Annotated in this window: 15 protein-coding genes; 8 read left to right on the top strand and 7 right to left on the bottom strand. The window is 40.7% G+C overall.

The genetic code is table 11. From position 1 onward, the window contains the following. Positions 1-81 precede the first annotated feature (81 nt). Positions 82-228 (bottom strand): lmo0937 family membrane protein, encoded by a 147-nt coding sequence (locus tag ACE1TH_RS15645; protein ID WP_141556810.1) that lies wholly within the window; start codon positions 226-228, stop codon positions 82-84. Between the two features lie 455 nt (positions 229-683). On the opposite strand from ACE1TH_RS15645, the gene ACE1TH_RS15640 reads away from it, so the two are divergent. Continuing rightward, positions 684-2,234 carry a BCCT family transporter gene (locus tag ACE1TH_RS15640; protein WP_375079457.1) on the top strand — a complete coding sequence of 517 codons (1,551 nt, stop codon included), beginning with the start codon at positions 684-686 and terminating at the stop codon, positions 2,232-2,234. A gap of 476 nt (positions 2,235-2,710) precedes the next feature. Further along, positions 2,711-4,351, top strand: a complete 1,641-nt coding sequence (locus ACE1TH_RS15635) for a BCCT family transporter (RefSeq protein WP_099304112.1) — start codon at positions 2,711-2,713, stop codon at positions 4,349-4,351. A gap of 38 nt (positions 4,352-4,389) precedes the next feature. On the opposite strand, the gene ACE1TH_RS15630 is transcribed toward ACE1TH_RS15635, so the two are convergent. Further along, positions 4,390-4,569: a hypothetical protein gene (locus ACE1TH_RS15630; protein ID WP_099304110.1), complete on the bottom strand. Its 180-nt coding sequence runs from the start codon at positions 4,567-4,569 to the stop codon at positions 4,390-4,392. Then, positions 4,569-4,739, bottom strand: a complete 171-nt coding sequence (locus ACE1TH_RS15625) for a hypothetical protein (protein WP_375079456.1) — start codon at positions 4,737-4,739, stop codon at positions 4,569-4,571. Before ACE1TH_RS15625 ends, ACE1TH_RS15630 begins: the two co-directional genes overlap by 1 nt. A gap of 246 nt (positions 4,740-4,985) precedes the next feature. Between ACE1TH_RS15625 and ACE1TH_RS15620 the strand changes: the two genes are divergently transcribed. Continuing rightward, complete coding sequence (locus ACE1TH_RS15620) at positions 4,986-5,966, top strand: tRNA dihydrouridine synthase (protein ID WP_099304108.1); 981 nt, start codon at positions 4,986-4,988, stop codon at positions 5,964-5,966. Here ACE1TH_RS15620 and ACE1TH_RS15615 read toward each other — a convergent pair. The 4 genes from ACE1TH_RS15615 to ACE1TH_RS15600 all read right to left on the bottom strand — a co-directional run bounded on the left by ACE1TH_RS15615 (position 5,963) and on the right by ACE1TH_RS15600 (position 8,387). Beyond that, a complete protein-coding gene (locus tag ACE1TH_RS15615; protein ID WP_099304106.1) occupies positions 5,963-6,433 on the bottom strand; it encodes a DMT family transporter in 471 nt (156 codons plus the stop codon). The two genes, ACE1TH_RS15620 and ACE1TH_RS15615, sit on opposite strands and share 4 nt — an antisense overlap. Positions 6,434-6,445: 12 nt before the next feature. Next, positions 6,446-6,877: a DMT family transporter gene (locus tag ACE1TH_RS15610; protein WP_375079455.1), complete on the bottom strand. Its 432-nt coding sequence runs from the start codon at positions 6,875-6,877 to the stop codon at positions 6,446-6,448. A gap of 98 nt (positions 6,878-6,975) precedes the next feature. Next, positions 6,976-7,290 (bottom strand): ArsR/SmtB family transcription factor, encoded by a 315-nt coding sequence (locus tag ACE1TH_RS15605; protein WP_099304275.1) that lies wholly within the window; start codon positions 7,288-7,290, stop codon positions 6,976-6,978. Between the two features lie 71 nt (positions 7,291-7,361). Then, positions 7,362-8,387 carry a GTPase gene (locus tag ACE1TH_RS15600; RefSeq protein ID WP_099304102.1) on the bottom strand — a complete coding sequence of 342 codons (1,026 nt, stop codon included), beginning with the start codon at positions 8,385-8,387 and terminating at the stop codon, positions 7,362-7,364. Positions 8,388-9,009: 622 nt separating this feature from the next. On the opposite strand from ACE1TH_RS15600, the gene ACE1TH_RS15595 reads away from it, so the two are divergent. From ACE1TH_RS15595 to ACE1TH_RS15575, 5 genes are all read left to right on the top strand, one after another. After that, positions 9,010-9,165, top strand: a complete 156-nt coding sequence (locus tag ACE1TH_RS15595) for a hypothetical protein (protein ID WP_375079454.1) — start codon at positions 9,010-9,012, stop codon at positions 9,163-9,165. Between the two features lie 248 nt (positions 9,166-9,413). Continuing rightward, positions 9,414-10,559: an NADH:flavin oxidoreductase gene (locus ACE1TH_RS15590; protein ID WP_375079671.1), complete on the top strand. Its 1,146-nt coding sequence runs from the start codon at positions 9,414-9,416 to the stop codon at positions 10,557-10,559. A gap of 384 nt (positions 10,560-10,943) precedes the next feature. After that, positions 10,944-11,837, top strand: a complete 894-nt coding sequence (gene galU / locus ACE1TH_RS15585; protein WP_099304096.1) for a UTP--glucose-1-phosphate uridylyltransferase GalU — start codon at positions 10,944-10,946, stop codon at positions 11,835-11,837. A gap of 271 nt (positions 11,838-12,108) precedes the next feature. Continuing rightward, the gene (locus tag ACE1TH_RS15580) at positions 12,109-12,945 is read left to right on the top strand and encodes a C40 family peptidase (RefSeq protein ID WP_255224037.1); all 837 of its coding nucleotides are present in this window, start codon (positions 12,109-12,111) and stop codon (positions 12,943-12,945) included. A gap of 201 nt (positions 12,946-13,146) precedes the next feature. Next, on the top strand, positions 13,147-13,803 hold the full coding sequence (locus ACE1TH_RS15575; protein WP_099304092.1) for a class D sortase: 657 nt from the start codon (positions 13,147-13,149) through the stop codon (positions 13,801-13,803). The last annotated feature ends 75 nt before the right edge of the window (positions 13,804-13,878 follow it).

Below are 13,878 nucleotides of genomic sequence, written 5' to 3'. Positions count from 1 at the left end.
TTAAGGGAAACAATAAGCGTTCTAGAAAACAAAAATTTGATAAACAAGAAAAAAGCAAGGCACAATGCCTTGCTCGTTAAGCTACGGTCTTCGGCGACCAGAAATAAGTTGGAATATGAGAACAACGAGTGCGATAACTAATAAAATATGTACAAGGTTCCCGCCGATTTCCCCAATGAAACCAAGCAACCATAAGACTAATAAGACGACTAAGACTGTCCAAAGCATGTTGCATTCCTCCCTTCCTAACAGAGTTACGTATCTTTTCCCTTTGTGGAAAAGATGAAACTGAGAAGAACCTCCTCATTTAATCCCTTTTAAATGTAAAAGATCTAGTCAGCACAGCTTGTGTAGCGGTTAGCTGCATTGTTATATAGGTATTCTTCTGGACGAAGATTAGAACAACGGATCTGTCAGCCTAACGGCATTATTGGATGCAGAAGGCAACGTTATGATTGATAAAGCAGCGGCTGATGCTTAAATGAGGAAACAGTCTCCAATGGGGGCTGTTTTGTTTGTCGCTTTCAAACTTGTAACGTAAATGTAATAATCCTTGTTTTTCAGCGTCTAGATAAGGATTTTTATTTGCTTTTGGCAAATTTGATTCTAACCTCTGTCCAAACTGTCTCTGTTTTTTGCTAAAGTAAGGTCTTATTGTTTTGGGAACACGAGAGGGGAAGAAAATGGATAAAGGTCCGCATCATGCGTTAAAGACCGTAAATTGGCCAGTATTTTTAATCAGCGGAGGGTTTTTGCTGCTGTTTGTTGTGATGGCTTTTACAAATATGGAGATGACGTCATCTCTTGTTGATAAAGGATTTTCATTTGCGATTACGTACTTCGGTGGGTACTGGCAAGTGCTTTTACTTGCGACTTTTTTGGTGGGAGCTGTTTTAGCTGTATCAAAATTAGGCGCTGTTCGTTTAGGGAAATTAGAGAAACCGGAAATGGGGTTCTTTAAGTATGTAGCGATTGTCGTGACGACTGGTCTTGGTGCTGGAGGCGTCTTTTGGGCAGCGGCTGAGCCGATGTATTATTTTATGGATGTTCCACCTACCTATAGTGGACTAGTGGAAACGACAAGTGACGCTGTGCGAGTTGCATTAGCCCAAAGTTTCGTATCATGGGGATTTGGTGCATGGGCAGTTTACGGTGCAATCTGTTCCATTGTCATGATTTATGCACACAATCATAAAGGAATGCCGTTGAAACCCCGGACGATTCTCTATCCGCTTTTAGGAGATCGTATCAAGGATAGTAAATGGGGCGTAGCGGTTGATGTGTTTTGTATTATTGGAGCAGCTGCAGGTACAATCGGACCGATTGGCTTTCTTGGGTTACAAGTAAGTTATGGCGTGAATGCGCTTTTTGGTTGGCCAGATACGTATGTGACGCAAGTTCTAATCATTCTTTTTCTCACATCAATTGTGATTATTTCCACGCTGACAGGACTTGAAAAAGGGATTCAATGGTTAAGTAAATTAAATGTGAATACAGCTTTATTTATTGGGGCATTCCTCGTTTTATTTGGTCCAGGGATCTTTTTAATTGATGCTCATATTGCATCAACAGGGACGTATGTATCAAACTTTATAGAAATGAGTACATTTCGAGGCGATAACGATTGGTCTGGAGCATGGATGCTGTTCTTCTTTGGCTGGTTTATCGGTTTTGGACCGATGGTGGCGTTGTTAGTTGCGCGAATTTCTCGAGGGCGTACAATCCGAGAGCTGTTTCTCGTTGTGGCAATTATTACCCCACTCATCACGAATCTGTGGTTCACGATCTTAGGTGGATCCGGTATCTTTTATGAAATCAATACGCCGGGGTCCGTGAGCGAACCACTGACAGAAAATGGACTACCTGCTGCAATTATTGCGATTGCGAGTCAGATGCCACTTGGTTCGATCATGCCGTTTGTTTTCTTATTACTCACTGTATTATTTGTGGTAACGACGGTGGATACGATGTCTTATTCGCTTGCGATGAGCGTGACAGGAGAAGGGAATCCACCAAAAGCGGTACGGTTTTTCTGGGCAATCATTATGGCACTCATTGCAGTGATCCTTATTAATTTTGGAAATGGAGGCGTCAATGCGCTTCAATCCTTTGTTGTGATTGCGGCGGTGCCGGTTTCGCTTGTGCTTTTGCCGTTATTATGGGGAGCACCAAAAATTGCAATGACGTTAGCAAGAGAGCAAGGAATCTTACCAAATAAGCAAAAAGAAAAATAAAAAATTCATGGCGCTGTTCGTGTTCATGGATCGTGTTAAAAAGAGAATCTTTATGAGTGAAGTAGCATTCGTAAAGGTTCTTTTTTATGATTCCTGTTTACTTTTGCTTTACGTAAAAAAGGGCATCAGACAAGGGTTATATACTCGGTAACGAAGTAGTTTAGGAGAAACTTTTACGTTTACCATTTTCTTCAATGATTTAAATGGATAAAGAAAGGGTAAGGATAAAGGTTTTGCGAGAATTTATGTGAAAGGGGTTCCACAAAATACAACAATGTTTGACAAGATTCACATTTCAATTTAGAATCAACAATTGTTTTAGATGGATGTGTGTTGGAAGAGAACGGATTCTTATTCAAAACGATGCATGTCTACATAAATTCCTAGGGATACTAATGTGAATAAGAGTCGACAGCACGAAATTTTTAAAAATGAGGGGTGTGAGCTCTTAGGTTACGTGTAACTGAGGAGACATTATGAAAAAAAGTAATTTATCAATCGTTTTTTGGGCTTCGTTAGCCATCGCAAGTTTATTTATTCTTTGGGGTGTATTCTTCCCGGCGAATGTAGAATCAGTTTTAGGGACTATTGATAGCTTCTTAGCCAATTATTTTGGTTGGGTCTATATTATTGCGACAACATTGTTTGTTGTATTAGCTATATTTTTGATCTTTGGTCCATTTGGTCGGATTCGATTAGGGAAGCCTGATGAAAGACCAGAGTATAGTTATTTTACGTGGTTTGCGTTTTTATTTACAGCTGGTATGGGTGTAGGGCTCGTGTTCTTCGGTGTTGCTGAACCGCTTACCCACTATTATAATCCACCATCAGCCGAGCCTTTAACGACCGCGGCTGCTGAAGAGTCAGCACTTTATACATTATTTCACTGGGGTTTCCACCCATGGGCAACGTATGCCATTGTCGCTTTAACGTTGGCGTATTTTAAATTTAGACACCAAGCACCAGCTTTACTTAGTTCTGCGTTAACGCCGATTTTCGGTCATAAACATACGAATGGTGTGTTAGGAAATAGTATCGATGTTCTTGCTGTTTTTGTAACGATCTTCGGGATCGCCACTTCACTTGGACTAGGTGCATCTCAGGTGACAGCTGGTTTAAATTATACGTTAGGCATTTCGGACGGAATTGTGACAACATTAATCGTCATTGCCGTGTTTACCGTTATTTTCTTGGCATCAGCTGTCAGCGGAATTGATAAAGGGATTCGTTACTTAAGCTGGTCCAATATTATTATTGCCGTTGTGCTTATGCTCTTTATCTTTGTCTTAAGTTCACCGGTGCGTATTTTTGAAAGTTTCACGACAACGCTCGGGAACTATATTCAAAACTTACCAAGCATGACGCTGGGTATGAATGCTTTTACAGGTGAAAGAGAATTCTTGAACGACTGGACGTTGTTCTACTGGTCTTGGTGGATCGGTTGGTCTACATTCGTTGGTACATTCATTGCGCGTGTGTCTAGAGGGCGTACGATCCGTGAATTTGTCCTTGGCGTAATGGCTGTTCCGGTTGTGTTCAGTGCACTATGGTTCTCTGTTTTCGGTATTGCCGGGATTGAACTGGACCAAGCATCAATGGGTGCGCTTTGGGAGCTAATTTCTGAACAAGGAAATGAAGTAGCGTTATTTGCTTTCTTAGAACAATTCCCGTTTGCACCAGTGATTCTTGGAATCGCGATTATCTTAATTTCCTCGTTCTTTATTACGTCTGCCGATGCGGCCACTGTCGTGTTAGGGATGTTATCAACAGGGGGACGATTAAATCCATCTACGAATGTAAAAGTCATTTGGGGCTTAATCCTATCTGGTACAGCTTCAGTCCTACTTATTTCAGGTGGACTACAAGCACTTGAGATGGCCATGCTGATCGCTGCATTTCCATTTACAATTGTCGTCATTCTGATGATGGTTTCACTCTTGAAAGCTCTAAGCAGCGAATATGACATTCTGCGACTTGAACATAAGCAAAAAGAATGGAAAAAATCGTATCAAGAGGAATCTAAAGAAGAGCTAAAAGAAATGAAAGAAGAATTCGAGCAAAGTATGCCAGATGAAGTGTACGATGAAGAACTCGAAGAAGGAAATAAACAAGATTAATACACAGCAGCCGTCCAAATGAAAGGGCGGCTGTTTGTTTATTTGCGGGCGTCCATGAAACGTATGATGCCACCCATCATCAGTCCTAGCAAAAAGTACAAAATCGCCCAGGTGATGGAAAATGTATCCTGGTAATCAAATACATAAACAAGCAACGTATAGGCGACGACCATCATTAGTCCTGCGAAAAGGAGAAAAGGAACAGGTTTTTCAAGCATTAGGCGTTCTCGTTTGAACGATGTCGAATGGTAAGAACAAGGGCTGTTAGTAAGAACACTGCGGCAATTCCGAAAGAAATGTAGATAAATGTGAAAGGACCGTCTAGCCATTGAAGGATGCCGAGGATGGAAAAGCTGAGCACGCCAGCATAAGCGGTTTTTGTTTTCATTCGATCACCTCTATGTATCGTTTTAATTAGTATAGCGATTTATTAGAGGGAGAGAAAGTCATTTTTGATGGCATCCATGGTACTGGTTTTATAGCTGTGACCATATTTCCAATGAAAATATACTTGCTACTGTGGCCCAACTTTCGGTAAAATCGAATGCAGGGTCTTTTTTTGTATGATGATATGGAAACGAATCATGAACGCATAGATTAAGGAAGTAATGGAAGAAAGGAACGAAACATCATTATGACAGCTAATTTTTGGCGTGACTTGCCACGGCCATTTTTTATACTTGCACCAATGGAAGACGTGACGGATGTGGTATTTCGCCATGTGGTGAGCCACGCGGCACGACCGGACGTCTTTTTTACGGAGTTTACAAATTCAGAGAGCTATTGTCATCCAGACGGAAAGCAGAGTGTGCGTGGTCGCTTGACGTTTACAGAAGATGAACAGCCGATGGTTGCTCATATTTGGGGGGACAAGCCTGAGTTGTTTAGGCAAATGAGTATCGGGATGGCGGAAGAAGGGTTTAAAGGGATTGACTTGAATATGGGCTGTCCCGTGCAAAATGTTGCGGGGAACGGAAAGGGCAGTGGCTTGATCCGCCGTCCAGAGGTTGCAGCGGAACTGATTCAAGCTGCCAAAGCAGGCGGCTTGCCGGTAAGTGTCAAAACCCGTCTTGGCTATACGTATGTAGAAGAGTGGTTTGAGTGGTTGAAGCACGTGTTGCAACAAGATATTGCGAACTTGTCAATTCATTTACGCACGAAGAAAGAAATGAGTAAAGTGGATGCCCACTGGGAGCTGATCCCTGAGATTAAAAAGCTTCGTGATGAGATTGCACCTGATACGCTTTTAACGATTAACGGGGATATTCCAAATCGGCAAGTTGGGTTAGAACTTGTTGAGAAATATGGGGTAGACGGTGTGATGATTGGTCGCGGAATCTTTACCAATCCATTTGCGTTTGAAGAAGAGCCACGTGAACATACGAGTGAAGAACTGCTTGGTCTCTTGCGCTTACAGCTTGATCTTCATGATCAATACCATGAAATGGAATCTCGAGCATTCAAGCCGCTTCATCGTTTCTTCAAAATTTATGTGCGTGATTTCCGTGGTGCCAGTGAACTGCGAAATCAACTAATGAATTCGAAATCAACAGATGAAGTGCGCGCGCTCCTTGACGCGTTTCAAGCAGAACAAGAAGAAACAGCTTCCCATTAAGAAGGGGAGCTGTTTTTTGCAGGTGTTTTCTTTGGTCCTTTGAAGATGAAGTATACCGCGGTGATGAGTAATGCGACACCAATCATTCGCTGCAGATCAAATGGAATCTGTACGGTACCAAATAAACCGAAGTGATCAATGGTTACACTAGCAAGAAGTTGACCGATTATGACCATGATCATCGCGTTCGTTACGCCAATTCGTGGTGCAACAAAGGGCATGATCGATAGAAATAGGACGCCAAATACCGCAGCGAGAAGCTCAGAAAAAGGCGCATGGACGACTTCAAGAATATTCCCTTGTCCGAAGAAAATGACGACGATCGTTAATAAAATGGCTCCAGTGAAAAAGGTAAGAAATGCACTTTCTAGTGAACCGATTTTTCCGCCGAGAGTACCGTTTACGGCTGATTGAATACTCAGACCCATTCCGGCTATTAGGGGAAAGAGTAAGTAGATGAGATCCATTGTTGTGCCCTCCTAAAAAATAAAAAATAGAGCGAGTACGAGTAACCCGACTGCAAATAGTCTATTTTTATCGATTTTAATTTGTTTTGATCCAAGCCAACCGAAGTGATCAATAATGACACTCGCAACAAGCTGGCCAATAATAACGACCGTAATTGAAAGGCCTACTCCCACAAGTGATACGCTTATGATGAGGAGTGATAGGTACGTGGCGCCAAGTATGCCGCCGGTTAAGTTCCATTTAGGGACGTCGAACATTGCACCAAGATTTCCTTTTCCGAAGAATAAAACCCCAATAAATAAACTTAGCGCACCGACGATAAAGATGTAATAGGTGCTTTCAAGCTTGCCGATGTTCTGTCCTAAGGCGCCACCAAGTGCAGCTTCAATGCTTAAAGATATGCCTGCGATTAGTCCAAGTACATAAAGCGATAAAACGCGCATGTTGCTCACTCCTTTATATTTATATATTTAGAATTACCGATATACAAATATACAGCAAAGAAAAAACGTGGTCAATAGAAGATATTGAACCACATTTTTTATAAGTCGATTTTAATGTACTCGGCTAAAGCAGCAATGGTTGTCTCATTCCTTCTATAATACGTCCATTGTTCATAGCGCTCAGACTCTAATAAACCAGCTTTCTGCAACGTCGCCAAGTATTGAGAAACCGTAGACTGAGATAAGTTCACCTTTGCGTGAATATCGCCAACGCAAACGCCTCCTTTAATATTAACCTCCTTCGGTAAATGCGCTTGCTGCACCGGGAAATTTTTCTCAGGTTCTTTCAACCATCTTACTATATTGATTCTTGTTTCATTTGAGAGTGCTTTAAAAACGGTAATAGGTTCCATACTGTTATCGTATATTGGAATATCGCGATAAGTCAAGGCTTTGCGATTTTCATAAACAAAGAAAAACGCCATCATGAGGATGGCGTTTTTGTGGATTCTTTTTTAGCAGCATCACGCTCTGCTTTATATTTTTTCGTGTAGTGCACGAGGGTTTCAACGTTTAAATCCAAGCCTTTTTCGTAAATCTTTTTAATGGCTTTTCCGAGCGACCACGTCAATGACCCGGCAACACCAGCGCTAATGGCTGAGCCCCAGCCTGGAACAAATTTAGATAGCTGGCGGAAAGCCGTTCGGCCAATGTTGCTCACGAGATTGGTGACAATGAGTTCTTTAGCTCGATCCTTCGTAATTGTCTTATCGTACAGTTTCGCTAGTTTGATCATCAATCCAACTTGCACCGCGGTAATCGGTACAATATCTGAGCCTGGAACAGGGATGGCACCAGCAGACGCGGCCGCAAGAGAGGAGCGGTTGATCCATTTGTTCGCAATCCGTGATTTGTCACTTAAGGCTTTCGCAAACTGTAATTCTTTATTTTTTTTTTGAAGAATGTCCGCTATGTTGTCTTCCAATTCCCCGATATTAAAGCCTGTTTTTGAAGAGAGGGGAATAACGTTAAAGCGAAAGTTCGTTTTTTCCTGAATATAATGAAGTAAGCTTGGGACATCGTCGGCAATGTCGACTTTATTTAACACAATCAGAATATCTTTATTGATTTTGGCTAATTTCTCAAGCTCTTTTGCTTCTGTATCAGATAGAACGGTCCCGGCCGCATTTAAAAAGAAAAGCACAACATCCGCTTCTTTATAGAAATCCGTCGTTTCGTTGGAATGTGCTTGAACAATATCATTTAAGCCTGGTGTATCAACAAACTTAATATGTTTTTTATAGGAATATTTCTTAATTTGAACTGTTTTTCCTGGTAATCCAGATGTAGGAGCAACGTCCGCGCCAAATAAAGCGTTAATCGTCGTTGATTTCCCTGTATTAATATCGCCAATTAAGGCAAACAGCACATCTTGTTCTAACGATTGATTCATTTTCTCCATTTGTTCATCAAACGTCTGACTAAATGCTGCATCGAATTCCGAAGCCATCTACATAACCTCCGTCTTCATCCTAATATGTGTCTCTTCTCATTATACTACGAGTCGCTTCATTCGTCACAGAATGAAGCACGAGATGAAGAGGAGGAGCATCCGTTTATCCGTAAATCAAGATGTGCCACATTTCGGGCCGGCTTTAACTCTGGTGAAATTACCGATCTAATAAGAATGCTATAACAAAGAGTAACGCAAGCACGCCGAAATAGGAGGGAATGGCGATAATGTTAACGTGCGAAGTGATCATTCGTGGAAAGTTATTGCTATTTTAGAATAGTATTTTTCGGATTCTTTTTTTAACCGATTGCTCTTGATTTTACTCGAATTTATTAAAAAAAGTCTGATTTCGGGATTTTTAATAGGTTTATAGACCTAAAAAAGATAATAAATTTAATGACGGTACATTAAGTCTTTATAACCATTTGTTATTTAGGTTATTTCTTCCAATATAGCTTAAATGATTCGTTTATAGCTTTGTTAGAGCAAATGTCGAATAAAGTTCTATTATGCTGAAAAATAAATATATTTGTGATATCAGAAATATATATTGATATTCCCTCGTAATTAGTAAATAATTAGGATGTAAGTCCTTATTATATTTTATGGGGGAAATATCATGGGGTATTCACATATGGAGAAAAACTGGAAGCGTACAATTCGCCCGTTATCTATTATTGGAGCAAAGTATTATTATGATGAAGAAAACAATCTGTATCGACGAACGGGACATCGATTAGTCTTGGTGAGGCGAGCTAGGAAATGGCAACATTAAACATACTAGGAATTGTAATGGCTTACAATGATATAAGGAAGCTATCGTATAGATCGAAATTGACTGTAGAGTTCCGATGATAACAGGAGGCTTGCGTCTTTTAACAAATTGCTTTTTTCTTAAGGAGTTGCCTGTTAGGCGCTCCTTTTTTGCGGTATCTGGTCGTGAGCTTGTTATTTCCCAACTAGCGATCAAGTCGTATCTTTTTCCTTCGTGACACAAAAGATTTAAAATGGCTTATGAAATCAATGGTTGGAAATGGAAAAGGAGAGACGATACAGATGGAAAAATCATTAGCACCGACATTATTTGAAAACACCCCTTTTGGTAAAGGTGAGCTTCAAAGCAAAATTGTCATGGCACCAATGACGAGAGTTTTTTCTCCTGACGGTGTACCGACAAAAGAGGTTGCGGCTTATTATAAAAGAAGAGCAGCGCATGGTGTAGGGTTGATTGTGACAGAAGGAACGGCAATTAATCATCCTGCAGCCGTTATGCATAAGGATATTCCTCGTTTTTATGGGGAAGAAGCTTTGGCTGGTTGGAAGCAAGTAGTCGATGAGGTGCATGAAGCTGGTGGAAAAATTATTCCGCAACTTTGGCACATTGGTTCTGCAAGGAAGCAAGGAAATGGGCCGAACGAAGAGGCGCCGCCAGTCAGTCCATCAGGTTTAGCTGTAGATGGAAGTGAAAACGGGGTTGCTCTATCGAAAGAAGAAATCCATCAAATGATTCAAGCTTTCGCACAAGCGGCAGCGGATGCGGAACAACTTGGCTTTGATGGGATTGAGATCCATGGTGCCCATGGCTACTTGATTGATCAGTTTCTATGGGAGAGAACGAACCAGCGTCACGATGAATATGGCGGTGATTTAGAAGGTCGAACCCGTTTTGCTGTTGAGGTGGTAAAGGCATGTCGTGAAAACGTTAGCGCTGATTTTCCAATTGTCTTTCGATTTTCGCAATGGAAGGGCGGCGTATATGATGCCAAGCTTGCGCGCACACCAGCTGAATTAAAACAACTTCTGTTGCCGCTTGCTGAAGCTGGGGTAGATGTTTTTCATTGCTCCACTCGTCGAATTTGGGAAGCTGAATTTGAAGGGGAAGAACCATTAAATTTAGCTGCTTGGACGAAACAATTGACTGGAAAGCCTGTCATTTCTGTTGGTTCCCTCGGAGTCGATTATGCCTTCTTAAGCAAAAAAGGAAATGATGAGCAGTCCATTGATGAGAACCTGCGTCTTGTTGATGAGAAAGTACGTGCTGAAGAGTTTGATTATGTAGCGGTTGGCAGAGCGCTGCTGGCTGATCCAGAATGGGCGGAAAAAGTTCGGGAAGGAAAGCAAGACGAAGCGATTTTGTATACAAAAGAAGCGGAAAAAACGCTTTATTAATGCGTTCAACCCCCCTCCATGCTTAGAAGCTGGAGGGGGTTATTTTTCATGTTGGCGAATTGTTTAATTCTAATGGAAACTTGCTATTTTCGTGTAAAGTTATGTATTGCTATTCTCAAATTCGCCTCTATCGCTATAATAAAATGAATTAGGAAAGCATTTCGGGAGCGTAGCAAAAGAGACTAATCTGCACTAGGTCTTTTTACTTAGTAGACTTCAAGGAAATTCAAACAAGGGATGCAAATTTACATGAATTAAGCTATACTAATAACACCTTTTAAAAACTAATTTGTTCTTAAGGTTTTAATTTAAGATGAGTCGGGTATTATTAAGAGCATTATTCCATACTATTCACATTCAGACTAATGAATAAGGAGTTTTTATATGTCTAAAGTAAAAAAAGCCATTATACCAGCAGCTGGTATGGGAACAAGATTTTTACCAGCTACTAAAGCAATGCCAAAAGAAATGTTGCCAATTGTAGACAAGCCTACGATTCAATATATCGTAGAAGAAGCGGTTGAAGCAGGGATTGAAGATATCATTATTGTGACAGGAAAAGGGAAGCGTGCAATTGAAGATCATTTTGACCATTCATTTGAACTAGAGCAAAACCTTTTCAACAAAGGAAAGCTAGAAATGCTTGAAAAAGTTCAAGCATCAGCAAAAGTAGAAATTCACTATATCCGTCAAAAAGAACCTAAAGGTCTTGGACACGCTGTTCATTGTGCGCGCAAATTCATTGGCAATGAGCCATTTGCAGTTCTTTTAGGTGATGATATTGTACAAGCAGAAACACCTTGCTTGAAACAGCTAATGAATCAGTATGATGAAACCGAGCGTTCTGTGATCGGCGTACAAACGGTTCCAAGTGATGAGACACATCGCTACGGAATTATTGACCCAGAATCAAATAATGATCGTTTGTATCGCGTGTCTCAGTTTGTAGAGAAGCCAGAGCAAGGGACGGCACCTTCAAACTTAGCGATCATGGGTCGTTATATTCTCACACCAGAAATCTTTGATTTTCTAGAGAAACAAGATACTGGCGCAGGTGGCGAAATTCAATTAACGGATGCGATCCAGGCATTAAATGAATTCCAGAGTGTCTATGCATATGACTTTGAAGGAAGACGTTATGATGTTGGTGAGAAATTAGGATTTGTATTAACGCAAATTGAATTTGCCTTGCAGAATAATGAAATTCGCGATGATCTTCTTAAGAAAATGAAGTTTTATCTTGAAGAACTTGAAGTTGGTCAAGGGTCAAGAAATTAATAGAAATCGAAAAAGTGCTACCTCCGCGTAGTGCTTTTTTTTCGGTTTGTGCTCTTATTTCGCAAAAATCTATTAAATTTGATAGAATGAGATAAATCAATTGTAAAAGAGTGTGGGACGAAAAAAGTCGTATATTGTAGGACTTACAAGAAAATAATGGGGAATGTTTGGCAACAATTTGTAATTTTGTCAACGGATTGTAACCTAATTGAAATGGAAATTCTGCGAAACAGATGTTACATTAATGGTCGACTATTACTAGGAGGTCATTATGAAAACTTTAAAATCAACAGGTAGCAAATTAGTTCTATCAACTTCGTTTGTCGTAGGTCTTCTTTTCGTATCAAATAATAACGAGGCGTCAGCATTCGCGGACCCTTCTGAATATAGCCCACAACCAGATCAATCTGAAACAACAACAATTCAAGCGGATGTACTTCGTGTGGATGACCGAGGACAAGACGTAAGGAACTTACAGCAAGATTTAATTTATGCAGGATATACAGTATCCGATGACGGTATTTATGGTTCTGAAACAGAAAATGCAGTAACATCATTCCAACAAGACCATGGTCTTCAAGTTGACGGAATCGCTGGACCTGCAACTCAAGGTGCATTAGGAAATGTTGATGCATCAACGCCAAGACAAGAGTCTGACATTGAAGTAACAGAGACAAGCTCTGAGTCTTCTGAGCCAACTGTGACGACTACAGACAATAGCACGTCTTCTAACCTAAGCCAATCAATTGCTGACACAGCAACAAGTGTATTAGGGACACCATATGCATGGGGCGGTTCGTCTACTGCAGGTATGGATAGCAGTGGTTTCGTAAACTATGTATTCCAAAACAATGGTATTTCCGTTGAACGTACACATGCTGGCATGTGGGCAAACACGGGTGTTCATGTAAGTCTAAGCGATCTTCAAATTGGCGATGTTCTTTTCTATGAAGGCACATACAATACACAAGGTGCTTCTCATAGCGGTGTTTATGTAGGTAATGGCCAAATGATCCACTCTGGTGGTGGAAGCGAAGGCGTTTCTTACGCAGACATCAATAATTCTTACTGGCAACAACACTTTATTGGTGTAAAACGATTCTATTAATCTATAACCCATTTTAAGAGATTTAAAACGTAAATTCACTAGGCTTCTTCTAACCAATATGGTAGGGAAGCCTTTTGATTGTTTTTTTATTTTGTCATGTCTGTTATCATGATTACAAGAAACGATGGATAGGTAAATAAATGTAAGTAATCATACGGGTGAAGAAGTAAGAATAATGATTTTTTTCGGAAAGGAGATTCCATGAACAAGCTTTTTAATTCTTTTATTGTAGTTGGATTGGCGATAGCGGCTTTCTTTTTTTACCAATGGTGGAATGGGACTCAATCTACTGAACATATTCCGTCTGAGGATATGGTTGCTGCAGAAGAAGTGGACACGCCTTCAGTTGAGGAAGAAACAAGTGCTGTTGCCGATATAAGTGAATCCATTCAATCCCATGTTAAGAAATCGGAACCTGTTACCAATGACCAGCTTGATCTTTTTGATGCTGGCGATTCCGTTGGGCGCCTTTACATACCGAGATTGGAAACGGCTTATGAAACTTACTGGGGCACAGATGATCAGACATTAAATCAAGGTGTTGGCATGTACGTGAGTCAATGGACCACAACACCAGATGAAGGTGGGCACACTGTATTAAGCGGACATCGGGATACGGTGTTTTCAGAACTAGGTGAGCTAGAAGATGGCGATCGGATGTTTGTTGACTATCGTGGGATGAAATACGAGTATGAAATTAATAAGATTTGGATTACCGATGCGGATGATTTGACGGTCATTGTTAAAAAAGATGAACCAACATTAACATTAACAACCTGTTACCCGTTTCAATATCTAGGAGATGCGCCAGACCGCTATATTATTGAAACTACGCTCGTCCATAGTGAAGCGATTTAACCATGAGAGACTCCCATCTTCATGGTTTTTTTGAAGTTTTTTCAAGAAAAGCGGTTTCATTTGATTTGGACAGGG

The sequence above is a fragment of the Shouchella sp. JSM 1781072 genome, from assembly GCF_041949915.1.
In the GTDB taxonomy this organism is placed as follows: Bacteria; Bacillota; Bacilli; order Bacillales; family Bacillaceae_D; genus Shouchella.
The sequence above is the reverse complement of the archived record's forward strand: the minus strand, read 5'-3'. Positions and strand labels throughout refer to the sequence as shown.